Source organism: Clostridium sp. AM29-11AC, assembly GCF_003480545.1.
GTDB lineage: Bacteria > Bacillota > Clostridia > Lachnospirales > Lachnospiraceae > Otoolea > Otoolea saccharolyticum_A.
The window spans coordinates 115,668-139,785 of sequence record NZ_QUJI01000006.1 but is presented as its reverse complement, the minus strand read 5'-3'; the positions used below and the strand labels follow the sequence as shown (position 1 = coordinate 139,785).

The window sequence follows — 24,118 nt, the reverse complement described above, 5'->3', positions numbered from 1 at the left end:
GGCAGAATGAGAGAAACTAACAGAAACAGGCGGAGGAAATCAGAATGGTATATTTTGTAGGAGCAGGCTCAGGAGCGCCGGATCTGATTACAGTCAGAGGAGCCAGGCTGCTGGAACAGGCGGATCAGATTATTTATGCAGGCTCTTTAGTAAACCCGGAGCTGTTAAAGTATGGCAAAGCGGGATGTGAGATCTTAAACAGCGCGCAGATGACTCTGGAGGAGGTAATGGAGGCTGTCTGCCGTGCGCAGCGGGAGAAAAGGATGACTGTCCGGCTCCACACAGGAGATCCCTGCCTTTACGGAGCTGTGAGAGAACAGATGGACTGGCTGGACAGGGAGCAGATTCCCTACGAGGTGTGTCCAGGAGTCAGTTCCTTTTGTGCGGCGGCAGCGTCTTTGAATCTGGAATATACGCTTCCGGGAATTTCCCAGAGCGTTGTGATAACAAGGATGGAAGGCAGAACGGCGGTGCCCGACAGAGAGAAGATTGCCGCTTTTGCGGCCCACCAGTCTACCATGGTGATTTTCTTAAGCGCAGGTCTTCTGAAAGAACTGTCGGCGGAACTGATAAAAGGCGGATACCGGGAGGATACGCCGGCAGCTATTGTATATAAAGCCACATGGCCGGATGAAAAGGCGGTTGCCTGCACCGTAGGCTCCCTTTATGAAACAGCCAGAAGGGAGAATATCAGCAGGACGGCCCTGATTTTGGTAGGCGAGGCGGTGGCTCACCAGGGCTATGAAAGATCAAAGCTTTATGATCCGGAATTTACAACCGGTTTTCGGAAGGGAACAGACGCTCTTTCTTTTGAAGGACAGGCAGAAAAAGAGAGGTAGGAGCAGATATGAGGCTGGCGGGAATTGCTTTTACATACAGAGGGGCCCGGCTCTTAGCCGAGCTTTTTGCGAAACTGAAAGCAGAAGGAGAAGAAACGGAGGGAGCCGTCCTGTCGGCCGCGTTTAAAGACAGGGAAGGCGGCTGTGAAAAGAAGGGCGAAACACTTCCAAAAGACCTTTTCCTCCTCTCAGAATCCCTGGGAAGCTGGACAGAACGGCAGTTTCGGGAAAAGGACGGCATTTTCTTTATAGGAGCGGCGGGAATTGCAGTGAGAGCCTGCGCTCCGTTTTTGAAGGACAAGACGAAAGATCCTGCGGTTTCAGTGATAGATGAAAGAGGAACCTTTGCCATTTCCCTGCTTTCCGGTCATCTGGGAGGGGCCAATGAGCTGACAAAAAGGGCGGCGGCCCTCATAGGGGCGCTGCCTGTTATTACAACCGCCACAGACAGAAACGGACTGTTTTCGCCGGACGTTTTCGCGCAAAAAAATGGTTTGGAGATAGAGGATATGTCTCTGGCCAAAGAGGCGGCGGCAGCTCTTCTGAGAGGCGAAAAGCTGGGATTTTTCTGTCAGTTTCCCGTAAACGGCCCTGTGAACCCGGAACTTCAGCCGGGAATACTTCACAGAATGAATCTTTGGATTGGGGCGCCAGGGACAGGGCAGGAACTTTTTTCAAAAGCAGCCGCAGAAAGAACGGGCTGCCGGTTTCTGAAGCTCTCTGCCAGAGACGCGGTTCTTGGAATCGGGTGCAGAAAAGGGACGGGCAAAGCAGAAATTGAAGCCCTCGCCTGCGGGATCCTTAGTGAGGCAGGCCTCGGGATAGAAAGCGTGCGGGCAGTTGCCACCATCGATCTGAAAAAAGAAGAAAAAGGAATTTTGGATTTTGCAGAGGCATACGGCCTTGAGACAATTTTTTTTACGGCAGAGGAACTGGAACAGGTACCCGGCAGCTTCAGCGAATCTGAGTTTGTAAAACAGGTGACGGGGACCGGAAGCGTCTGCGAAAGAGCGGCTATGGCGGCTTCAGGATGGGAGCGGTCGGCGCTGGCTGTAAGAAAGAAAACGGCGAGGGGAGTAACGGCTGCCTTGGCAGTGAGAAAACGGGTTATTCAGATGGAGTGGGGGCAGGATAGACAGTAGGGCCAGAGAATTTCGGCAGGAAGGAACAGAACATGGAAAAGAAGATTTATGTAGTCGGAACCGGACCGGGAGCGCCTGAGGATATGACGCTTCGCGCCCGGAAAACTCTTAAAGCGTGCCAGGTAATAGCGGGCTATACCGTGTATGTGGATTTGATCCGGGAGGAATTTCCAGACAAAGAATTTATTACAACACCCATGAAGCAGGAAACGAAGCGGTGCCGGATGGCTCTTGAGGAAGCCTCCAAAGGCCGGACGACAGCCATTGTCTGCAGCGGCGACGCGGGAGTTTACGGGATGGCGGGGCTGGTTTTGGAACTGCTTCCCGAGTTCCCGCAGGTGACGGCGGAGATCGTGCCGGGGGTGACGGCGGCCTTAAGCGGCGCTGCCCTTCTGGGGGCGCCTCTGGGCCACGATTTTGCCGTTATCAGTTTAAGCGATCTTCTGACCCCCTTAGAGGTAATCGAAAAGCGTTTAAGATGCGCGGCGCAGGGGGATTTTTCCATTTGCATTTACAATCCCTCCAGCAGAAAACGGGCCGGCTATCTGGAATGGGCCTGCAGGATTCTTATGGAATACAGGAGTCCGGATACCGTCTGCGGCATTGTAAAAAATATAGGGAGGGAAGGGGAAAAAACGGAGATTATGTCCCTTTTGCGGCTGGCCGGGACAGAGACGGACATGTTTACCACCGTATTTATAGGAAGCAGCGCCACCAGGGAAATTCTGGGACGAATGGTAACTCCGCGAGGATACAGGAATGTGTAGAGTACTGATTTTCGGGGGAACCACGGAAGGAAGGCTCCTGGCAGAGTTCTGCGCAGAAAGGAATATCCTGTCCTGCATCAGCGTGGTTTCCCAGTATGGGAGCAGTCTGATTTCCCCCTCGCCCCATCTGCGCGTGGTGCAGAGACGGATGGATGAAAAGGAAATCGCAGCCTTTATCCGGGAAAATAAAATTGAACTGGTGATAGACGCCACTCATCCCTACGCCCTGGAAGTGACAGAAAACATCAGAAAAGCCTGTGACCGTGAAAAAGTAAAAAGGCTGCGCTGCCTCAGAGAGGAAGAAGAGGCAATAGCAGAGAGGAAAGATACAGAGAATCAGAAAGCGGTGTATGCAGACAGCATCAGAGAGGCTGTCAGGTATCTGGAAGGTACGGAGGGAAACATCCTTGTTACCACAGGCAGCAAGGAACTGAAAGCTTTTACAGAACTTTCCGGCTATAAAAGCCGCGTCTTTGCAAGAGTCCTTCCGTCTGAGGAAGCGATAAGCCACTGCCGAAGCCTCGGCATTGACGGGAAACACCTGATCTGCATGCAGGGGCCCTTTTCCCGGGAGCTGAACGCTGCCATGCTGGCTTATGCAGACGCCCGCTGGCTGGTGACAAAGGAGACCGGAAAAAACGGAGGTTTTGAGGAAAAGGTATCCGCCGCTGAAAAAGCGGGAGCTTCAGTGATCGTAATCAGACGAAAAGCCGAGCCTGACGGACTGAGCCTTAAAGAGGTAAAGGAAGAACTTCTGAAATGGAATTCCCTGAAACATAACACTTCTCAGCGGCGGGTTGTTCTGGCAGGAATAGGGCCGGGAGCCATAGAACAGATGACGGCAGGATGTATCAGAAGGATTCTGGAAAGTTCCGTTCTTCTGGGGGCGCCCAGAATGCTTGAAACTGCCGGACAGGTACGGGAAAGATATGGAAACAAAACAGAGCCGGGGGAAAAAAACGCTTCTCCAAAAGATGTTCAGACAAAAGCTGTTTATCTTCCGGAAGATATTATAAAGTTTCTGGACGGCTGTGAGGACAGCGGTACGGTAACCGTGCTGTTTTCAGGAGATACAGGTTTTTACAGCGGCGCGGGAAAGCTAATCGCTGCCCTTAAAGAAAGGAAAATCCCGTATGAACTGGAACCAGGAATCTCCTCGCCCTCCTATCTGGCGTCCAGGATTGGAATTGTCTGGGAAGATGCTCTGTTTCTCACAGCCCACGGCAGAACGCTGAATCTTGAAAAAGTAATAAGCCGGCTTCAGAGAGAGAGACAGGCAGAGGAAGAAACAGGCAAAGAGAGATGGATGATTATTCTGCTGTCCGGAACGAAAACAGCCGGGATTTTGTGCAGGCAGCTGTCGGAACTGGGTTTTTCCGGCTGTCCGGCGGTAATCGGAGAGGCGCTCTCTTATCCGGAAGAGAGGATACGCCGTGGGACAGCGGGGGAATTTGCTTCTGTCCTCACAGAACCGCTGGCAGTGCTGGCAGTGAAAGTCTGACAGGAAAAGGACTTTGCAAAATGAAACAGAAAAAGGCTGAAATGGAGGACTGATATGAGAGACGAGTGGTTTATCAGAGGAGATGTGCCCATGACAAAAAGCGAAGTAAGGGCCGTTTCCCTGTCCAAGCTGGAACTTGATGAAAATTCCGTCCTTCTGGATATCGGCGCCGGAACAGGTTCCGTTTCTGTGGAGGCGGCGCTTGTCTGGAAAGTGCGGCGGGTCTGGGCTTTTGAAAAAAAGCCCGAGGCCTGCGTCCTTTTTGAAGAAAACAGAAAAAAAGGAAAAGCTGCTGAGAAAATTACCCTGAAAAAGGGGGAGGCCCTTTCTCTTTTAAGAGATCCCAAAATCAGAAAAGAACTGAACTGCCGGGAAAATGGAGCCGTAACCCACGCTTTTATCGGGGGAAGCTCCGGGAATATGAAGGAAATTGTGGAGGAGCTTCTTCTCATGAACCCTTCTATGAGAATTGTAATAAATGTGATTGCCCTGGAAACGCTGTCCACAGTAATTTCCATGCTTAAGGAGCTTTCCCTGGAATCTGAGATTGTGTGCGTCCAGATTTCCAGAAGTATAAAAGCAGGGCCTTACCACCTGATGCAGGGCCAGAATCCGGTTTATGTCATCAGCTTTGGAGGAACAGAAAGATGAGAAGGATTCTGTTTGCCGCTCCCAAAAGCGGGAGCGGAAAGACGCTTATTACATGCGGGTTTCTGGAGGCGCTGAAACGGCGCGGGCTTCATCCTGCGGCCTTTAAATGCGGTCCGGACTATATTGATCCCATGTTTCACCAGTATGTAATGGGGATTCCAGGGGGAAACCTGGATACTTTTTTTCTGGGAAAGGAGGAAGTCCGGCAGCTGTTTATAAAACAGATGGAGGATACGGCGGCGGACTTTGCGGTGCTCGAAGGAGTCATGGGATATTACGACGGAATCGGCGCCGTATCATCAGAGGGAAGTACCTTTGACATTGCAGCCGCCACGGAAACGCCGGCAGTTCTCATTATAGACTGCAAGGGAGCCAGCGTGTCGCTGGCTGCTCTTGTGAAAGGATTTTTGGCGTATAAAGAGGAAAGCAGAATACAGGGGGTTATTTTAAACCGCCTTCCGCCAGGACTGTATGGCAGGATAAAGCCTGTGATAGAACAGGAAGGAGTTCCCGTTTACGGATATCTTCCGGAAATGAAAGACTGCGTGATAGAAAGCCGCCATCTGGGGCTGATGCTGCCGGGTGAGATTAAAGATTTAAGAAAAAAAATTGAAAGGACAGCGCAGCAGATAGAAAGAAGCATTGATATGGAAGGGCTTCTTCTGGCGGCAGAGGGGAAAGAGCTGAAAGCGGGAAAAAGTATCTGGCCGGCCCCTGTGCCGCCTGTAAATATTGCAGTTGCCAGAGACGAGGCGTTCTGTTTTTATTATCAGGAGAATTTGAAACTGATGGAGCAGCTGGGAGCAAAGCTTGAGTTTTTCAGCCCTTTAAGAGATAAAAAACTCCCGGAGGCAGACGGCTACCTTTTCGGCGGCGGTTATCCGGAAAATTTTGCAGGAGAACTTTCAGAAAATAAAACCATGCTGGAATCAGTAAGGCAGGCAGACAGGAAAGGCAAAATGATCCTGGCGGAATGCGGCGGTTTTCTTTACCTTCACCGCCTTTTGGAGGGAGCAGACGGAAAATTTTATGAAATGGCAGGACTTGTTGACGCAAAAGCCTTTCGGACTGACCGCCTTTCACGGTTCGGATACATAGAACTGGAAGGTCCCTCTGGAGAAAAAATAAAGGGGCATGAATTTCACTACTGGGATACAGAACTGACAGAGGGCGCCTGGACTGCCAGAAAGCCTCTGTCAGACAGAAACTGGCGCTGCATGGTTCAGACAGATCATCTGCTCTGCGGTTTTCCACATCTGTATTATCCCTCCGGCCCGGAGTGGCTAAGAGACTGGCTGATAAAAGCGGGCAGAAAGTGAGACCGCGTCCTAAAAACAGCGGTAAAATAAAAAACAGGCAGAAAACAGATACCAGAGAGGAAGTTTGTAAGGTGGAGAGGAAAGCAGAAAAACAGGAAGAGTCAGAACTGATGAAGCAGCTTTTAAGGGAGCTTGAAAAAATCAAAGAGCCGGATCAGGAAGCAGGAAATAAGGCCAGAAAGCGTTTTGACAGCGTGGCCAAGCCGTTGAGAAGCCTTGGGGTTCTCGAGGATGATATTGTACGGGCCGCGCAGATAACAGGGACAGAACAGGTGGATTTCGGAAAAAAAGCTGTGGTTATTATGTGCGCGGACAACGGTATCGTAGAGGAAGGCGTCAGCCAGACGGGAAAAGAGGTTACAGCCGTTGTGACGGCTAATTTTACCAGGGGGGAAAGCTGCGTGTGCCTGATGGCAGAGCAGGCGGGCGCCCATGTGTTTCCCGTGGATATCGGGGTAGAATGCAGGCTGGAGAATCTGGGAAAAAAGTATCCCCTTCTTGACAGAAAAGTCAGGAAAGGAACCGGGAATTTCCTGAAAGAACCTGCGCTGACAAAAGGAGAAGTGGCGGCCGCCCTGAAAACAGGAATGGAGCTTGTGGGAGAATTAAAAGAAAAGGGGTACGGCCTCATTGCCACCGGAGAAATGGGGATTGGGAATACCACCACCAGCAGCGCTGTGGTAACGGCGGCTCTGGGAATTGATCCGTTCCTTGTAACGGGACGGGGAGCAGGACTTGACAGCAGAGGACTTCTGAAGAAAATCTCCGTAATCCGGAAGGGAATCGAGCTTCACCGCCCGGATCCGCATGACGGCATTGATATTCTTTCAAAAGTCGGAGGTCTGGATCTGGCTGGGCTTGCGGGAGTTTTTCTGGGGGGAGCCCTATTCAGAGTGCCGGTTCTTATTGACGGATTTATTTCCGGGGCAGCCGCGCTGATGGCCCAGAGGATCTGCAGCAAAGCGCCGCAATATATGATCGCCTCTCACGTTTCAGCAGAGCCGGCGGGACAGCTGATTCTGGAAACCCTCGGCTGCCGTCCGGCCATTTCGGCAGGCATGTGCCTGGGAGAAGGAACGGGAGCCGTGGCGCTGATGCCTCTTTTAGATATGGCTCTCTGTATTTACCGGAAGATGAGCACCTTTGAAGAAATCGAAATTGAAGAATACCGGCCTCTTTCATAAAAGGAAAGCAAAACGGCTGAAAAACAGAAGGGAGGCCTTTTCATGTTCGTACTGATAACCGGAGGAAGCGGAAGCGGGAAGTCAGAGTATGCCGAGGGACTGGCGCTTAAGCTGGAACCGGGAAAAAAACTGTATCTGGCTACTATGATGGTCTGGGATGAAGAGGGAAGAAAAAGGGTCAGCCGCCACAAAAAGATGCGGGAAGGGAAGCGTTTTGAGACAGTGGAAATATATTCCGATCTGGAGAAATTTACGATCCCTGACGGCTTTAAGGGAAAAAGGCCCACGATTCTTCTGGAATGTATGTCAAATCTGGTCTGCAACGAGTTTTATAGACAGGAAAAAGAGGCTTACTGCCGGATTGTCAGAGGAATTGAAAGGCTCCTTTCCTGTTCGGAGCATCTGATTGTGGTGACAAACGAGGTGTGCTCAGACGGAGCGGCGTATTCGGATGAAACGGAACGATACAGAAAGCTGCTGGGGCAGATCAACTGCTATCTGGCAGGGAGAGCCGGACTGGTGGCGGAGGCGGTCTGCGGAATTCCCGTTTTCTGGAAACAGGACAGGGCAGCCGCAGAAAAAAGATAACAGAAATAATGGAGGAAGTGTGCGCCGGATGAAAAAAGAGAACAAAGCAGGGCCGGTCAGGGCAATAAAAGATCTGTGGGGAAGCTTCGTCATTGCCTGGTCCATGTATTCAAAGGTTCCCATGCCCCAGGTACAGTGGACGGATGGGAGAATGAAATATGCCCTGTGTTTTTTTCCGCTTATCGGACTGCTGATAGGAGCGGCGGCGGGGGGATTTTTCCGCCTGTCAGAGGGGCTGGGAGCCGGAGCCCTGTGGACGGCTTTCGGAGGAACAGCGATTCCTCTTCTGATTACAGGAGGAATCCATATGGATGGATTTTTAGACGCCACAGATGCCAGAAGATCCTTTCTGCCGAGGGAAAAGAAGCTGGAAATTCTCAAAGATCCAAGGGCGGGGGCGTTTGCGATTATCGGCTGCAGCGTTTACCTTCTGCTGTATGCAGCCCTGTTCTCGGAACTTGACAGAAGAAGCCTGTTCCTGTTTCTGGGGACTTTTCTCACAGAGAGAGCTTTAAGCGGATTATCGGTGGTGTCTTTTCCCATGGCAAAAGAAGACGGGCTGGCCGCGTCTTTTTCCAAAGCGGCTCTGAAAAAGCGAGTCAGATGGGTCATGACAGGTTATCTGGCTGCTTCTGCTGTCTATTTTCTGGCAGCCGGCAGGGTACTGTTCGGAAGTTTTCTGCCGGGAGGACTCTGTATTTTAACGGCCGCGGCAGTTTTTATCTGGTATTACAGGATGGCCTGCCGGGAATTTGGAGGGATAACGGGAGATCTGGCGGGATACTTTCTTCAAACCTGCGAGATTTTTATGCTGGCTGCCAGCGTTCTGTGCGGATGGCTCTGGAACGCCTGAAAGCGGCTTTGAGAAAGAGAGGGACGGAAAGTGGTTTTAATGGTTGGCGGCAGCTTTCAGGGAAAAACCAGGGCGGCGCTGGGACTGTGGAGTAGAATAAACGGAGAGAAAAACTGTACGGTTTTTGAAGGGAAAAAAGCAGGGGAAAAAGGGAAAACGGACCGGGAAGAATTTTTCAGAGAAGTTTCCTCGGCAGACGTGGTGCTTCATCTGGAAAGCCTGTTTCGCTTTCTGATGGAACAGGAAGAGCAGCCGGAAGAGTGGGGGAGGCGCTTCCTTGAACGGATCAGGAAACTGGAAGAGACAGACGGGAAGGTGAGAGTGATGACAGCCGATGAAATTGGCTGCGGGATCGTGCCTCTTGATCCGTTTGAGCGGGAATACAGAGAGCGGGCAGGACGGTTTTGCCAGAGAGCGGCCGCCCAGGCCCAAGAGGTATACCGGGTGCTCTGCGGGCTGGAAATGAGAATCAAGTAGAAAAACAGTATAAAAGGGGAAGGGACAGGAGGATAAAAGATATGAAATTATATGCAGCAGCCGCGGCTGTGGGATTCCTGCTGGATCTGCTGTTTGGAGATCCCCATTCTATGCCGCACCCGGTGAGGACGCTGGGTACCCTGATAGGAAAGTCAGAACAGTGGTTCAGGAGGATTTTCCCTGGGGGAAAATCGGGAGAGCTTGCCGGAGGACTTTTTTTTGCCCTTTTTATTCTGTCTGCCTGCGGCGCAGCCGGATGGATTCTTCTGCTGGGAGCAGAGGCGTTAGGGGGAGAGGCGGGAAAATTTTTCTTAGCCTGTATTATGAGCTATTATCTTCTTGCGGCGAGATCCCTGAAAGATGAGAGCATGAAGGTGTACGCTTCCCTGAAAGAGGGAAAGACAGAGGAGGCGCGCTTTAATGTGTCCATGATAGTGGGCAGAGATACAAAACGGCTCGATCAGGAAGGCATCGCCAGGGCGGCAGTGGAAACTGTGGCGGAAAATACGTCGGACGGCGTAATTGCCCCTATGTTTTACCTGTTTTTGGGAGGACCTCTGGCAGGATGGATGTACAAAGCGGTTAATACCATGGACTCTATGGTGGGATATAAAAATGATAAATATCTTTACTTTGGACGCGCCGCGGCGAGACTGGATGATCTGGCGAACCTGATTCCGGCCCGCCTGTCTGCCCTGCTTATGATTCTGTCGGCCTTTTTGCTGAGAATGGACGCAAAAGGCGCCTGGAACATCTGGCTTCGCGACAGATACAATCATAAAAGCCCAAACTCAGCCCAGACAGAAGCTGCCTGTGCCGGCGCTTTGGGAGTGCGTCTGGCCGGCGACGCCTGGTATTTTGGAAAGCTGTGCAGGAAGCCTTTTATTGGAGACGGGAAGAGAAATATTGAATATGAGGATATACCCAGAGCCAACAGGCTCATGTATACAACGGCGGTATTGATGATGCTTGCAGGCCTTACAGCAGTTTTTCTTATACAGTAAAGCCGTTCTTGCTTTCTTCCAAAACAATGGGACTGAAAACTCTGCGCTGCAAAGAACTGTTTTTTCTGTGCAGGGAAATGGAGAGGAAAAACAGAAAGCGTAAAAGCAGAAAATTACACAGATAAAAGGAGAATCAGAATATGTCACAGATGGTCTGGCCCCACGGAGGCGACATCTACGGTTCAGACAAAATCAGGCTGGATTTTTCTGTAAATACCAGCCCTCTGGGAACTCCCCAGGCAGTCATTGACGCGGTGGCGTCCTGCAGAGAAGAAATTCTTCGCTATCCGGACAGCCAGTGCAGAAAACTGAAAGCCGCGCTTTCGGATGTATGGAAAATCCCTTCTTCCCGGCTGATTTGCACAAACGGAGCCGCCGACTTAATTTTTGGCCTTGCAGAGGCCGTAAGGCCCCGCCGCGCCGTTTTATTTTCTCCCTGTTTTTCAGAGTATGAATCAGCTCTTTCCCTGAAAGGCTGCGAGATTTCCTACGCCAGACTGGAGGCAGGGGAAAACTGGCTGCCTGACGCTTCTGTCCTGGAAGAGATTCTCTCAAAACAGAAAGGAACGGATCTGGTTTTTCTGGGAAATCCAAATAATCCTACCGGCATGGCTCTGCCGGCAGAAAAAATGGAAAATTTTGTGAAAATCTGCGCCCGGTATAACGCGCTGCTTGCAGTGGACGAATGCTTTAACGGTTTCCTGGAAAAACCGGAAGAGTTTACCATGGCGGGGATGCTGGAACGCTACGGCAATTTGCTGATACTCAACGCATTTACAAAAACTTACGGAATGGCCGGCGTGCGCCTGGGCTATGGAATGAGCGGGAACCGGGAACTGCTGCTGCGCATAGAGGCGGTAAGACCGCCGTGGAGCGTGTCCGGGATTGCCCAGAAAGCGGGGATCGCCGCGCTGACGCAGCCGGATTTTCCAAAGCAGGCGGCAGAGCTTGTGCGCAGAGAGCGGGAATTTCTGAAAAACGGACTTTCAAAGCTGGGTTTCCGCGTCTGGCCGTCCATGGTCAATTACCTTCTGTTTTCTGTCTTTCCGGACGAAAACGAAAGAGGATTTGGAACAGAACTTGGAGATTTTCTTCTGAAACAGGGGATTTTGATCCGCTCCTGCGCAAATTTCAGAGGGCTGGACCGTTCCTTTTACCGGATCTGCGTAAAGACCAGAAAGGAAAATGAAGAGTTATTACAGTACATAGCCCGGTGGGCGGAAAGTGAGAAGTGTGAATGGCAAAGGCGATTATGATTCAGGGTACCATGTCCAATGCGGGCAAAAGTCTGATTGCCGCTGGACTGTGCCGGATTTTCAGGCAGGACGGCTACCGGGTGGCTCCCTTTAAGTCCCAGAATATGGCGCTTAATTCCTATATAACTGAAGAGGGGCTGGAAATGGGACGCGCCCAGGCGGTGCAGGCCCAGGCGGCCGGGGTAAAGCCCTCTGCGGCCATGAACCCTGTTCTTCTCAAGCCGTCAAGCGATACGGGGTCCCAGGTGATTGTCATGGGAAAACCAGTGGCCACTATGCCGGCAAAAGAGTATTTTCAGTATAAAAAGTCGCTTTTTCCCATTATCAGACAGGCTTACGAAACCCTGGAACAGGAGTATGATATTATTGTAATTGAAGGAGCGGGAAGCCCGGCGGAAATAAATCTGAAGCAGGACGATATTGTAAATATGGGAATTGCCAGAATGGCAAAAGCGCCGGTGCTTCTGGCGGGAGATATTGACAGAGGGGGAGTTTTTGCCCAGCTGTACGGCACGGTAATGCTTCTGGAAGAAGAGGAGAGAGCTTATATTAAAGGACTCCTCGTCAATAAATTCCGGGGGGACAAAACGATTTTTGAGCCGGGGAAAAAGATGCTGGAGGAACTTTGCCGGATACCGGTTGCCGGAGTAATCCCGTTTCTTCAGGCAGATATTGAAGATGAGGACAGTTTAAGCAGAAGACTGGAAAAAGGGAAAAAGGACCGGGCCGCCCTTGTTGACATTGCGGTGGTCCGTTTTCCGAGGCTTTCAAATTTTACGGATTTCCAGGTATTTTCTTCCATAAAGGGCGTGTCCGTCCGCTATATCCATGAGGCCGGGGAACTTTTAACGCCGGATCTTTTAATTCTCCCAGGCACTAAAAATACAGTGGAAGATCTGCTGTGGATGCGTCAGAACGGTCTGGAAGCCGCCGTTTTGAAAGCCGCCTCTCTGGGAGTACCCGTCTTTGGAATCTGCGGAGGCTACCAGATGATGGGAGAAGAACTTCACGATGAAATGGGCCTGGAGGGAGGCGTAAAGGGAAGAACTGTCAGGGGAATGGGGCTTCTTAAAACCGTTACGGAGTTTGAAAAAGAGAAAATGAGAACCAGGGTCACAGGGCATTTTGGCCGGCTGGAAGGCGTTTTTGCGCCGTTATCGGGACTTGAATTTTCCGGATATGAGATTCATATGGGAAGAACCAGGTACCTGGAGGGAGGAAGTCCCCTTGCGGTGCTGAAGGAGATGCAGGAAGGAGGAACTGCAACCCCCAGGGAGGACGGCTGTGCGGCCGTGTCAGGGCAGAACGGAAGTGAGACTCAGATTCAGGCCTGCGGCACCTATGTCCACGGCGTTTTTGACGCTCCAGGCATTGCAAAGACCCTCTTAAGCGTCCTTCTTGATAAAAAAGGCCTGGATATTCAGATACTTGAAAACGCCGAAGATTCAGATTATGCCGGTTACAGGGAAAAACAGTTTGAACTTCTGGCGGCAGGACTCAGAGAAAACCTGGATATGGCCGCCGTTTACAGAATTCTGGAAGAGGGAATCTGAGGGAGGACATAATCTTAAGCAGGGCCAAAAGAAAAATAACAGGATGCCGCAGAGAAGGACGGAACCTGAGAAAAGCCGGCAAAAAGGAGAAAAGAAATCCATGAAAACAGAATTAGAACAGATTCTTCCCGGAAAAATTGAGGAAAGAAGCTTTGAAATCATTAAACAGGAACTGAAAACGCTGTTTCCTGAAAAGGTATTCCTGCCGGAAGAGGAGCCTGTTGTCAGGCGCGTGATTCACACTACGGCAGATTTTGATTATGCAGAAAATCTTGTATTCTCAGAAGGCGCTGTAAAAAAAGGGCTTGAGGCTCTGAAAAACGGCGCCGTGATTGTGACGGATACCAATATGGGAAAAGCGGGAATCAATAAAAAGAGCCTGAAGAAGCTGGGCTCAGAAGTCTTTTGCTTTATGGCGGACGAGGACGTGGCCCTGGCGGCTAAAAGACAGGGAACCACAAGGGCGGCGGCCAGCATGGACAAGGCGGCTTCCCTTGAAAAAGACTGTATTTTTGCTGTGGGGAACGCGCCGACGGCTCTGGTGCGCCTCTGTGAACTGATTGAGGAAAAAAAGATTGCGCCGAAACTTATCATCGGGGTTCCGGTGGGCTTTGTAAATGTGGTTCAGTCAAAGGAAATGATCCTGTCACTGAAAGACGTTCCCTATATTGTGGCCAGGGGAAGAAAGGGCGGAAGCAATGTGGCGGCAGCCATCTGCAATGCGCTGATCTACCAGCTTGCCAGGGAAAGGTAAAAGTTCATATCAGGAGCGAAAAGAAAAGCTCCCGCCTTCCGGGAAGCCGGAAAGCGGGAGTTTCTGGAACTTTCACAGGAAACGTCCCCGGGCGGTGAAGAGCTTTCAGAAAGCCAGGGACGGCTCGCCTGACAGAAAGTTCAGAAACAGAGGAAAATCAGCAGCAGAAGCCGCCGCCGTTGTTTCCGCCGCCGCAGCAGCAGCACAGCAGGATGATCCAGATCAGCCATTCACATCCGCCGCCGCCAAATCCGCAGGAGCATCCGCCGCCGCAGCCATTATGTTCACAAAAGCCTCCGCCGAAGCCGCAGCCGCCGCAGCAAATCAGAATGAGAATCAGGAAAATGAGGTTGCTTCCTCCTCCTGTAGTCTCACATCCGCATCCGCAGTTAGTTGCTGATAAATCGCTCATATTTAAGTTCCTCCGACATTTTCTTTACACTCCATCTTATGCCGCCCTGCTTGCCACAGTTTCCACCAAAACGAAAAATTAATGGCAAATTGATTGAACCGCCGGAAAATCTGTGTATAATTATAATAATCGGAACCGCACAGGTTCATGGACAGGAGGAAGGACAGAAGAGATGGAGAAATTATTTTACGAGGAGCCGTACCGAAGGGAATTTACAGCCAGGGTGACGGCCTGCGTCTCCGGGAAAAAGGGATTTGAGGTAGAGCTTGACAGAACCTGCTTTTATCCGGAGGGAGGCGGGCAGCCGGCCGACACGGGAGTGCTGGGAACAGCCAGGGTTTTGGATGTCCACGAAAAGGACGGGACTGTGATTCACTATACAGACAGAGAGCTTTCAGTGGGGGAAGAGGTTACAGGGAGGATCGACTGGGAGGCGCGCTTTTCCAATATGCAGCAGCATTCCGGCGAGCATATCGTTTCCGGGCTGATCCACAGCGCCTATGGATATGACAATGTGGGCTTTCACATGGGCAGGGAGGAGATGACCATTGATCTGAACGGCCCCATGAGCTGGGAGGAGCTGATGGAAATTGAGGAGAAGGCCAACCGGGCAGTCTGGGCCAATATTCCTCTCAAAATTACATATCCTTCCGAGGAGGAGCTTGAAAAGCTTGATTACAGGAGCAAGAAGGAGCTCTCAGGCCAGGTGCGTATCGTGGAGGTTCCCGGCGTGGACACCTGTGCCTGCTGCGGTACCCATGTGGCGTATACCGGGGAAATCGGAGTTATCAAGTTTCTCTCTCTGATGAACTATAAAGGAGGAGTCCGCATTTCCATGCTCTGCGGTCAGAAGGCGCTGAAGGCCTGCGACAGAAAAACGGAGCAGGTTTCCGCTGTTTCTGTCCTGCTTTCTGCAAAGCCGGAGGAGATTGTGGAGGCGGTGAAGCGGCAGAGGGACGAGCTCTCAGAGGAGAAGGCGAGAACGGTGGCCCTGACCAGACAGCTGATGGAGCTTAAGACTGCTTCCTATCCGGAGTCAGATGGGATTCTCCTGGTCTTTGAGAAGGATTATACACCTGTAGAAGTGAGACAGTTCTGCAACCTGCTCATGGAAGCGAAAAGGGGACAGGTGACAGCTGTGTTCGGAGGACAGAGTGGAAGCTTTTCCTACACTCTTGCAAGCCCTGTCCATGATATGAGAACCCTTGGCCGGGAACTGAATCAGTCCCTGAACGGCAGGGGAGGCGGAAGCGAGCGCATGGTTCAAGGCAGTGTGAGCGCTTCCGGAGAAGAAGTGAGAAACTGGTTTGCAGCCCTGAGGGAGAGAGGAATATAAGACAGATATGGAATTGAACAAAGATAACATGAAAAAGATCATGCTTCTGATTCTGTACACCATCGTGATTCTGGCTCTGGCCTTTCGCATGGAATATGTGTTCGGCTTTCTGCGGGGAGGCCTGAGGCTTATGTTTCCCTTCCTTCTGGGGGCGGCTATTGCGTTTATTCTCAATGTGCCCATGCGCTTTATCGAGAAAAATATTCTGGGCGGCTTGCTGAGAATGAAGGAGACAAGCAGGGCAAAAAGGCCGCTCAGCCTTCTGTTAGCCATCCTGTTTGTGCTGGTGATTGTGGCAGTTGTGAGCCTTGTGGTGATACCGGAGCTGACAGGGACGCTGCTTGGCTTAAAACGCCTGGTGCCGGCCTTCTTTGAGAATATGCAGATCCAGGCGGAGGCCATGTTTGCCAGATATCCGGAGATCGTGGAGTTTATCAACAGCATCGAGATTGACTGGAAAACTCTGATGGAGGAGACAGCCTCCTTCATCACTTCAGGAGCGGGGAACCTCCTATCGTCCACTGTGACGGCTGCCGTGTCCATCGCCAGCGGACTTACCACCTTCAGTATTTCCTTTATCTTTTCCCTGTACATTCTGCTCCAGAAGGAAACCCTGTCCCGCCAGTTTAAGCAGCTGTGCTATGCCTACTTCCCTGAGTCTGCTGTGGATAAGGGACTTGGCGTCCTCAGAATGACGGAGCGGATCTTTTCGAAATTTCTGACAGGTCAGTGTACAGAGGCGGTGATTCTGGGAACCATGTTTTTTGTGACGCTGACCATTCTGCGTCTGCCGTTTGCACTGCTGATCGGAGTTCTGATTGCCTTCACGGCCCTGATTCCGATTTTTGGAGCCTTTATCGGCTGCGCTGTGGGAATTTTCCTGATGCTGATGGTCAGCCCCGTGCAGGCAATCTGGTTTACGATTATCTTTCTGGTGCTTCAGCAGATTGAAGGCAACCTGATCTATCCCTATGTGGTGGGAAGCTCTGTGGGCCTTCCGTCTATCTGGGTGCTGGTAGCCGTTTCCCTGGGTGGAAGTATGATGGGAATTGTCGGAATGCTGATCTTTATTCCGCTCTGTTCCGTAGGCTATACACTGTTAAAGGAAGATGTGGGAATTCAGCTTGCCGGGCGGAATGTGAAGGCGGATAAATATTTGAAGCGTTTTTCAGAGCGCGAAGCGGGAGCGAAAATGAGCGGCTCCGGAAAAAAAGCAGAAAAGACGGAAAATAAGAAAGAAAAGGAAACGGAAAAAGACTGAGAAAGGTCTGGAACAAAAAAAGCCACTGAAGAGGATATGACTTGGAATCCTCTTCAGTGGCTTTTCCCGCTGCAGCCGTCCTGTCAGCCTACTCTCCTTGATACATGAACTTGAGCAGCCGGTCGACGTCCTCCCTCTCATAGGCGATCAGATCCAGCTCCTTGATATAGCCGTTGGAGAACACGCTGGCCAGTGAGAGGTACTGTGCCAGCTTGGATTTCAGATTGATGCGGTCACCTTCCGGAGATACAAGCTCCACGCGGCCCCTGCATTCGTCGATAACACTGAAAAATTTCTCTACATTGTCAATATTCTGAAGCTTCATAAAAGAATCCTCCTGAAAAATCTGTCTGATTTGTCTGTTTCATTTTATCAGACAGTATTATACAGGAAAAAGCAGGGAACTGCAATTATGAGAACTGCCGAAAGAAGCGAAAAAAACGGCATGGTCTCTGTTCAGACTGCAGCGTGCTGGCTTCTACTGATCGAAATCTGCGTGAAAAACGCCGTCCCCGGCGGTGATGTGGACATAGGAGAGATTAAATTCCTCGTCCATCACATCCACCTTGTACTCAAAAATGTCTCCGTTGTCCTTTTTCGACAGAAAAAGATAGGAGCCATTTTCCTTATCCTCAATCTCATCGCAGATCTCATCGTAAAGCGCTTCTCCGTCCAGCGGGCCTTGGTATCCGGCGGCTCTGATTTTATCCTCGATCGCTTTGAAAAATTCTTCCATGGGATTCTCCCTTCTGTGTTTTGTAAATGCTGCCTTTGCGGCTGTATACCTGCGCCAGCCGTCTTTTTCAGTATAGCGTGACTTTCAGATGCCGTCAATCAAAGGACGAATGTATTTGAAAGTTTTCCGGTTTTGTGTATAATAGGATAAATGTGCAGAGTCAGAAGGACAGGCTGGGAAGGAGAGAAATCGTGGCATATTTTCCGCTTTTTTTTGATCTGGAAGAAAAATGGGTACTTGTGGTTGGCGCAGGCTCTGTGGCATCCAGGAGAATTCGCGTGCTTCTGGAATTCGGAGCCAGGGTGGCGGCTGTGGCACCGGAGAGCAGCTTTCTGGAAGGGGCGGCCGGAGAGAAGGACAAAAGGCTGCTGGTACTGGATTCAGTGCCGGAGGAAGGGTTCCAGACGCCGCCGGGAGCTGATTCTGTCCGTCTGTACTGGCTTAGGGGAACGTATGAGATGTTTCGGGAAAGGCTGTTCTCTCCATCCTCCCCCTCATTTTTTCTGGTAATCGCCGCTTCGGGCGCAGAGAAAACGGATAGCCTGGCAGCCTGCGACGGGAGAACGAAAGGAGCATTTGTCAATGTGGCCTCTGACCGTCTCCAGTCAGACTTCTACTTCCCGGGAATAGCACAGGCAGGCTCGGTGACGGCAGGCATTACGGCCGGAGGAAGGGATCACCGCCTGGCCAGACAGGCCTCGGAGGCGGTGAGGGAGCTGTTTGCTCAAAAGGAGAAGGACTGGGAAAGAGAGAGCTCTGGTCAGAAGAATGCAGGGAGGGAAAACTGTCTCGGAAATCTCAAAGCAGAGCGGAGGAAGGATCAGGACAGAGGAAAAACGAGAAAAGGAGAGCGCTTGGATGAATAAAAAGGTGAGAGTCGGAAGCCGTGACAGCCTTCTGGCAGTCAGGCAGGCGGAGCTTGTGATGGAGGCGGTCAGAAAGGCCTCTCCTGAGACAGAGCTTACGCTGGTTACGATGAAAACAACGGGGGACAGGATTCTGAACCAGTCCTTGGACAAGATAGGCGGAAAGGGGCTGTTTGTGAAGGAGCTTGATCTGGCGCTTATGGAAGGACGCAGCGATCTCTCCGTGCACAGTCTTAAGGATATGCCCATGGAGATTCCCGAAGAACTGCCGATTCTGGCCTACTCTCCCAGAGAGGACAACAGGGATGTACTGGTCTTGAGAGAGGGGCTGTCAGAGCTTCCCGCTCATCCGGTGATAGGTACGGGAAGCGCCAGAAGGAAAATCCAGGCAGCCAGAATTTACCCGGATGCAGAGTTTAAAGGGATTCGCGGAAATATTCACACACGGCTTCGCAAACTGGACTCAGGGGAATATGACGCCTTGATACTGGCGGCGGCCGGGATGATCCGGATGGGACTTCAGGACAGAATCAGCCGGTATTTTTCCGTGGAGGAGATTATCCCGCCGGCAGGGCAGGGAATCATGGCTGTCCAGGGGAGAAAAGATGACAGTTATCCCTTCCTTATTAAAATAAACTCACCAAAGTCCCAGGCCATGGCCGAGGCAGAGCGCAGCTTCGTGAAAACCCTTGACGGAGGATGCAGTTCGCCTATAGCGGCCTGTGCCCTTATAGAAGGGGACAGACTGAAGCTGAGAGGTCTTTACTTTGAGGAAAAAAGCGGCCGCTGGGTTGTGGGAAGTCTGGAAGGCAGCGTTCAGGGGCCGGCAGAGCTGGGCCGCAGCCTGGCGCTCAGGCTCAAATCTGAAATAGAACAGGAAAAAGTGTGAACTGTGTGAGCTAAAAGTGTGAGCGGAAGAAAAATACAGATGAAGGAAAGTTCAAAAAGAGAGAGGACAGAGAGGAACAGGGATAGATGAATATGCAGGAAAAAGGACAGGACGAAAGGCAGTCCGAGAGAACGGTAAACCGTGGAAAGGTATGGCTGGTAGGAGCCGGGCCAGGCGACGCAGGACTCCTGACCCTCAGAGGCAGGGAGGTTCTGGAAAAGGCCCAGTCGGTTGTCTATGACGCCCTGGTAGGGGACGGGATTCTCGGATGGATTCCCGAGGGGGCAGAACAGATTTATGTGGGAAAGCGGGGAGGCTCTCACACGAAATCTCAGGAGGAGATCAACCAAATTCTGGTGGAGGAAGCTGAAAAAGGGCGCAGAGTCGTCCGGCTGAAGGGGGGAGATCCCTTTGTGTTCGGCAGAGGAAGCGAGGAGGCGCTGGTTCTGCGGGAACACGGAATTCCCTTTGAGGTGGTCTGCGGGGTCACCTCCGCCGTTGCCGTGCCGGCCGCCTGCGGTATCCCGGTAACCCACCGGGGGATGGCTCCTTCCTTTCACGTGATAACAGGCCACAGAAAAAATGGAGAGCCGGCCCATATGGATTACAGTGCCCTGGCCCGCGAAGGGGGAACTCTCATTTTTCTTATGGGAGTCACCTCAGCGGAGACGATCTGCCGGGGACTCATCGAGGGAGGAATGGACAGACACACCCCTGCCGCTCTTCTGGAAAAAGGCACCACGGCCGGGCAGAGGAGGGTGCTCTCGACTCTGGAAAGGCTGTGGGAGGATGGAAAAAGCCAGAATATCAAGCCGCCTGCCATTATTGTGGTGGGAGAAGTGTGCAGCCTCTCCGAGAGCCTGCAGTGGATGGAGGAAAAACCTCTGTTTGGCGCGAAGATACTGGTGACGCGCCCGAAAAGACGTTCCGCCGGGATGGCCGGCAGGCTGAGGGAGGCAGGGGCGGAGGTTGTGGAGCTTCCGGCGGCAGAGCCGAGGCTTCTGGAGGATACCTCTTTCCTTGACCGTACTCTGGAAAGACTGGCGGACTTTAGATGGGCAGTTTTTACAAGTCCCAGCGGAGTGGAACTGTTTTTTGAGTATCTGAGAAGAGAGAAAAAGGACATCCGCCTCCTGATGGGGCTTAAATTTGCCGTAATCGGAGCGGGAACGGCAAAGGCCCTCTGCAGGTACGGATTTTATGCAGACTACATGCCGGAGAACTTTTATGCGAAGGAACTGGGCAGAGGGCTTGCAGAAACTATCCTCCATGAGATGAAAGAGGAGGAGAAAAGGGGAGAAAATGGCAGAGGAGGGGCCGGATGCGAAAAACCTGTGAAGGTTCTTCTGCTGCGGGCCCAGAAAGCGTCGCCTGCTCTCTGTGAGGAGCTTGCCAGGGCAGAAATTCCATTTGAGGACGCGGTGCTTTACCGCACGGAATTTCCAGCCCCGTCTATGCAGGCGGAGAGGGTAAAGATCCTGCTGGAGAAAAAAGCCTTTGACTACGTTACCTTCACAAGTGAGTCCACTGTGAAGGGCTTTCTTGAACTTCTCTCCCCCACCGATGAGGAGCTCTGCGGCTTTACTGCTGTCTGCATCGGAGAGATGACTGAGAAAGCGGCGAGGGAGGCCGGAATGAGGACAGTGACCTCAGAGGTCCCGTCTATGGACAGCATGGCGGAGTGCATGATAAGCCTGCAAAGCGTCAGGGCATAGGCGTCCCGGGAGTCTGCTGCAGCCCGTCACAGCCCTGTGAGCTGCTTCGTATCTGCACAAGAGCGCTTTTGATGTCGTCGAGAAGAGCTTTTGAGACTCTCAGCCCGCCGTAACCGGTTCTCATATGAATGTCCGGCTTTTTTGCTCCGTGAAAGTCAGAGCCGCCGGTGGGGAGGAGACGGAATCTGCGGCACAGTTCCCTGAGGCGCTGGCTCTGCTCCCTGGTGTGGGAAGAATAGTATACCTCCAGTCCGGCCAGACCTGCCTCTGTCAGCTGCCCTGTCAGAAGTTCGATTTCCTTCCAGGAGAGATGGTAGCGCATGGGATGGGCCAGAACAGGAAAGCCTCCTGACTGGAGAATGAGCTGCACCGCCTTTTCAGGGGAAACGGTCTCTTTTGGGGGACAGTATTTTCCGCCGGCTGCCAGATACCTTCGGAAAGCCTGATCTGTGGTAGATACAATCCCCTTGGCAATGAGGGCGGAGGCGAAGTGAGCTCTGGTGATGACGGCGTCAGGATTTCCTCCTGTCAGTTCCTGGCGGGAGAGGTAAATATGGTCAGCTGCCAGCCTTTGCAGGATCTCGTCGTTTCTGCGCTCTCTGGCTGCCAGTACATCATTTAAAAACGCGCAGAGCGCGCCGCTTTTACAGTCTACGAACAGCCCCAGCATGTGAAGCTCCGTCTTTTTCTGATCGTGTTCCCAGATACAGGAAAGCTCAGTTCCGGGAATAACCTCAGGAGAATAGAGGCCTTTGTCTGCGCGGATTCTGGCAGCCTCAAGAGCCGGAGCGACACCGGCCACCGTGTCATGGTCGGTCAGCGCAACAGCAGAAAGACCGGCTTTGGCCGCGCAGTCCACCACTTCAGCCGGTGTCATAGTGCCGTCCGACGCACTGGAGTGTACATGAAGATCAATATATTCCTCAATATATTTCATAAAACAGATACCTCCGAAGAAATTTTTAACTGTATCAGGCAGAAATAAAAAGAATGTAATCCAGATGTAATGCTTCTGTAACATTCCTTAGTGAAATAGTACAATCTATCATATCACAAATCTGGCTCCAGGTAAAATTTCGACGGAAATAAAATTTTAAGAAAATATGTTCTTTCATTTTCTACAAATTGTGTTATACTTGTGCGTAGAATACAATATTATGAATTTTAGGTGAGAAAAATGAGCGAATTAAACAGAAGTTCTTCCAGAAGAAGGACATCGAATTCAGGAGGCAGAAGGGAGGCTTCTTCCCGCTCTGGAAGGGCAGGTTCTTCACATTCCGCCGCATCCAGAAACCGAGCTGGTCATGGTACGCCGAATTATTCCTACAGCGCCAGAAACATGCACAACAGAAGACGGCGCAGAAACCGAGATTTTACTCAGTGGATAGTATATGGAGTGGCCCTGATCGTAATCATTCTGGCTGTGGTTCTCCTTGTGAGAGGGTGCAGCGGAGGAACAGACGCTCTTGAGAGTACGGAAGGATCTTCGGCGGCCGGGGAGGCGGCAGAGGGCGGAATCACCGTGGACGGTATTTCCATCGATGGGATGACCCAGGAGGAAGCAAGAGAGAAGATCCTTGATCAGTACGGCTGGGATATGAAGGTGACATACAATGACAAGGAAGCTTCGGTGGGAAATCTGCTGGAGGGCAGAGTGGACGAGCTGCTCGAGGAAATCTACGGGGGAAGCACAGAAACGACCTTTGAAGTCAACACGGATAACCTGCTGGATGCAGCCAAGGCTGAGGCGTCCCTGATTGCAGGGAACTGGAACATGGTCGCCAAAAACGGCGGTATTTCAGGATACAATAAAGAAACTGGAAAGTTTGAGTTTGAAGAGGGAACAAAGGGAGCTGTCATCGACCAGGACAGGCTGGCCGAGGACATTGTGAAAGCTGTCGGGAATAAAGATTATAAGGCTGTGATTGAGGCCCAGGTAAAGGAAGTGGAGCCGGAACTGACTGCGGCTCAGCTCGAGGAGAAATATACCACGATTGGAACCTACACCACCACAGCCACAAATAACAAAAACAGGAATCAGAATCTGAAGCTCTGCACGGAGGCGATTAATGGAACGATCGTGAACCCGGGCCAGGAGTTCTCATTTAATGAGACTACAGGACCGCGTTCCACAGAGAAGGGCTATCAGCCGGCTACGGCATATCTGAACGGTGAGGTTATTCAGGAACCGGGCGGCGGCGTGTGTCAGGTTTCTTCCACTCTCTACAATGCAGTCATCTTTGCAGGACTGAAAAGTACAGAGCGCCATGCGCACAGCTACGAGCCTTCCTATGTGACTCCGGGCGAGGACGCGGCAGTCAGCTACGGTGGGCCGGATTTCCGGTTTGTAAATAATTCGGACTATCCTGTGGCCATCAGAGCCAGCTTTTCCGACCAGAAGGTGACCTGCTCCATTTACGGAATTCCGGTTCTGGAGAGCGGTGTGAAGGTACGTATGGAATCTGAGAAAACAGCGGAGCTGGATCCGCCCGCGCCGACCTATGAGGAGGATCAGACACTTCAGCCTGATCAGGAAAAGGTTGTAAAGCAGCCAACACCGGGAAGCAGGTGGAGTACAGACCTTGTAACCTACAAGGACGGTGAGGAGATCAGCAGAATTGATTTCCACAACAGCGTTTACAGAGGAAAGGCCGCGATTATCAAAAGAAATACTTCAGGTGTTGTGCTGACAACAGAAGCTCCTACAGAGTCTGCAGCAGCAGACAGTACAGAGGCATCTGCAGGGTCTGCAGACAGCACAGCGGCATCTACAGAGGCGGCGGAGAATCCAGCAGGTCCAGGAAGCCCGGCGGGAGAAGGGCCGGCAGTGGGAGAGACAGTTCCGGCTAATCCCGAAAGCCAGGTACCGGAGGGAGGGCAGATACCGTCCCCTGGTCCGACAGTGCCGGCTGGTCCGGATTCACCGGCAGAAGGACCGGCGGGAAATTAAAATTACAGGCAGGTTTTAAACATCAGCCAATAAAGGAGGAGAAGCAGTGCTGCGTACACGGCTTC

Annotated in this window: 24 protein-coding genes; 20 read left to right on the top strand and 4 right to left on the bottom strand. The window is 51.7% G+C overall.

Annotation, left to right across the window (positions count from 1 at the left end; translation table 11 throughout):
* Window positions 1-44: 44 nt before the first annotated feature.
* From cobM to DW757_RS06840, 14 genes are all read left to right on the top strand, one after another.
* Window positions 45-839 carry a precorrin-4 C(11)-methyltransferase gene (gene cobM, locus DW757_RS06900; protein ID WP_118751341.1) on the top strand — a complete coding sequence of 265 codons (795 nt, stop codon included), beginning with the start codon at window positions 45-47 and terminating at the stop codon, window positions 837-839.
* 8 nt (window positions 840-847) lie between these two features.
* Window positions 848-1,981 (top strand): cobalamin biosynthesis protein, encoded by a 1,134-nt coding sequence (locus tag DW757_RS06895; protein ID WP_015574083.1) that lies wholly within the window; start codon window positions 848-850, stop codon window positions 1,979-1,981.
* Window positions 1,982-2,013: 32 nt separating this feature from the next.
* Window positions 2,014-2,748, top strand: a complete 735-nt coding sequence (cobJ, locus tag DW757_RS06890; RefSeq protein ID WP_015574084.1) for a precorrin-3B C(17)-methyltransferase — start codon at window positions 2,014-2,016, stop codon at window positions 2,746-2,748.
* Entirely contained in the window at window positions 2,741-4,249 is a 1,509-nt protein-coding gene (gene cobK / locus DW757_RS06885) for a precorrin-6A reductase (protein WP_015574085.1), read from the top strand. The genes cobJ and cobK overlap by 8 nt, the downstream gene beginning before the upstream one ends.
* 54 nt (window positions 4,250-4,303) lie before the next feature.
* Window positions 4,304-4,900, top strand: a complete 597-nt coding sequence (gene cbiT, locus DW757_RS17635) for a precorrin-6Y C5,15-methyltransferase (decarboxylating) subunit CbiT (protein ID WP_015574086.1) — start codon at window positions 4,304-4,306, stop codon at window positions 4,898-4,900.
* Window positions 4,897-6,219 (top strand): cobyrinate a,c-diamide synthase, encoded by a 1,323-nt coding sequence (locus DW757_RS06880; RefSeq protein WP_015574087.1) that lies wholly within the window; start codon window positions 4,897-4,899, stop codon window positions 6,217-6,219. Before cbiT ends, DW757_RS06880 begins: the two co-directional genes overlap by 4 nt.
* Before the next feature lie 110 nt (window positions 6,220-6,329).
* The gene (gene cobT / locus DW757_RS06875) at window positions 6,330-7,403 is read left to right on the top strand and encodes a nicotinate-nucleotide--dimethylbenzimidazole phosphoribosyltransferase (RefSeq protein ID WP_118751367.1); all 1,074 of its coding nucleotides are present in this window, start codon (window positions 6,330-6,332) and stop codon (window positions 7,401-7,403) included.
* Window positions 7,404-7,445: 42 nt separating this feature from the next.
* Window positions 7,446-7,991, top strand: coding sequence for a bifunctional adenosylcobinamide kinase/adenosylcobinamide-phosphate guanylyltransferase (locus tag DW757_RS06870; RefSeq protein ID WP_015574088.1), 546 nt, complete (start codon window positions 7,446-7,448; stop codon window positions 7,989-7,991).
* A 28-nt stretch (window positions 7,992-8,019) separates the two neighbouring features.
* Window positions 8,020-8,844, top strand: coding sequence for an adenosylcobinamide-GDP ribazoletransferase (locus DW757_RS06865; protein ID WP_118751340.1), 825 nt, complete (start codon window positions 8,020-8,022; stop codon window positions 8,842-8,844).
* A gap of 39 nt (window positions 8,845-8,883) precedes the next feature.
* Window positions 8,884-9,321, top strand: coding sequence for a bifunctional adenosylcobinamide kinase/adenosylcobinamide-phosphate guanylyltransferase (locus tag DW757_RS06860; RefSeq protein WP_015574090.1), 438 nt, complete (start codon window positions 8,884-8,886; stop codon window positions 9,319-9,321).
* Between the two features lie 41 nt (window positions 9,322-9,362).
* A complete protein-coding gene (cbiB, locus tag DW757_RS06855; protein WP_015574091.1) occupies window positions 9,363-10,325 on the top strand; it encodes an adenosylcobinamide-phosphate synthase CbiB in 963 nt (320 codons plus the stop codon).
* Window positions 10,326-10,465: 140 nt separating this feature from the next.
* Window positions 10,466-11,581, top strand: a complete 1,116-nt coding sequence (locus tag DW757_RS06850; RefSeq protein WP_015574092.1) for a threonine-phosphate decarboxylase — start codon at window positions 10,466-10,468, stop codon at window positions 11,579-11,581.
* Window positions 11,563-13,134, top strand: coding sequence for a cobyric acid synthase (locus tag DW757_RS06845; RefSeq protein WP_118751339.1), 1,572 nt, complete (start codon window positions 11,563-11,565; stop codon window positions 13,132-13,134). Before DW757_RS06850 ends, DW757_RS06845 begins: the two co-directional genes overlap by 19 nt.
* Before the next feature lie 100 nt (window positions 13,135-13,234).
* Window positions 13,235-13,888, top strand: coding sequence for a precorrin-8X methylmutase (locus DW757_RS06840; RefSeq protein WP_118751364.1), 654 nt, complete (start codon window positions 13,235-13,237; stop codon window positions 13,886-13,888).
* Window positions 13,889-14,045: 157 nt separating this feature from the next.
* On the opposite strand, the gene DW757_RS06835 is transcribed toward DW757_RS06840, so the two are convergent.
* Window positions 14,046-14,300 (bottom strand): hypothetical protein, encoded by a 255-nt coding sequence (locus tag DW757_RS06835; RefSeq protein ID WP_008398477.1) that lies wholly within the window; start codon window positions 14,298-14,300, stop codon window positions 14,046-14,048.
* A gap of 172 nt (window positions 14,301-14,472) precedes the next feature.
* Between DW757_RS06835 and DW757_RS06830 the strand changes: the two genes are divergently transcribed.
* Window positions 14,473-15,636: an alanyl-tRNA editing protein gene (locus DW757_RS06830; protein WP_021966462.1), complete on the top strand. Its 1,164-nt coding sequence runs from the start codon at window positions 14,473-14,475 to the stop codon at window positions 15,634-15,636.
* A 7-nt stretch (window positions 15,637-15,643) separates the two neighbouring features.
* Window positions 15,644-16,897, top strand: coding sequence for an AI-2E family transporter (locus DW757_RS06825; RefSeq protein WP_118751338.1), 1,254 nt, complete (start codon window positions 15,644-15,646; stop codon window positions 16,895-16,897).
* Between the two features lie 88 nt (window positions 16,898-16,985).
* Here the strand turns inward: DW757_RS06825 and DW757_RS06820 are convergent, their stop codons facing one another.
* Window positions 16,986-17,222, bottom strand: a complete 237-nt coding sequence (locus tag DW757_RS06820) for a hypothetical protein (protein WP_008398473.1) — start codon at window positions 17,220-17,222, stop codon at window positions 16,986-16,988.
* A 153-nt stretch (window positions 17,223-17,375) separates the two neighbouring features.
* Window positions 17,376-17,633, bottom strand: a complete 258-nt coding sequence (locus DW757_RS06815) for a hypothetical protein (RefSeq protein WP_008398472.1) — start codon at window positions 17,631-17,633, stop codon at window positions 17,376-17,378.
* Between the two features lie 191 nt (window positions 17,634-17,824).
* Here DW757_RS06815 and DW757_RS06810 point away from each other — a divergent pair, with 191 nt between their 5' ends.
* The 3 genes from DW757_RS06810 (at window position 17,825) to cobA (ending at window position 21,103) form a co-directional block, all read left to right on the top strand.
* Entirely contained in the window at window positions 17,825-18,499 is a 675-nt protein-coding gene (locus DW757_RS06810) for an NAD(P)-dependent oxidoreductase (protein WP_118751337.1), read from the top strand.
* The gene (gene hemC / locus DW757_RS06805; protein WP_008398469.1) at window positions 18,492-19,388 is read left to right on the top strand and encodes a hydroxymethylbilane synthase; all 897 of its coding nucleotides are present in this window, start codon (window positions 18,492-18,494) and stop codon (window positions 19,386-19,388) included. The genes DW757_RS06810 and hemC overlap by 8 nt, the downstream gene beginning before the upstream one ends.
* 86 nt (window positions 19,389-19,474) lie before the next feature.
* Window positions 19,475-21,103: a uroporphyrinogen-III C-methyltransferase gene (gene cobA, locus DW757_RS06800; RefSeq protein ID WP_118751336.1), complete on the top strand. Its 1,629-nt coding sequence runs from the start codon at window positions 19,475-19,477 to the stop codon at window positions 21,101-21,103.
* Here the strand turns inward: cobA and DW757_RS06795 are convergent.
* Window positions 21,093-22,040, bottom strand: a complete 948-nt coding sequence (locus DW757_RS06795) for a PHP domain-containing protein (RefSeq protein WP_118751335.1) — start codon at window positions 22,038-22,040, stop codon at window positions 21,093-21,095. The two genes, cobA and DW757_RS06795, sit on opposite strands and share 11 nt — an antisense overlap.
* Window positions 22,041-22,280: 240 nt before the next feature.
* Between DW757_RS06795 and DW757_RS06790 the strand changes: the two genes are divergently transcribed.
* The gene (locus DW757_RS06790) at window positions 22,281-24,053 is read left to right on the top strand and encodes a VanW family protein (RefSeq protein ID WP_118751334.1); all 1,773 of its coding nucleotides are present in this window, start codon (window positions 22,281-22,283) and stop codon (window positions 24,051-24,053) included.
* Window positions 24,054-24,118: the final 65 nt, after the last annotated feature.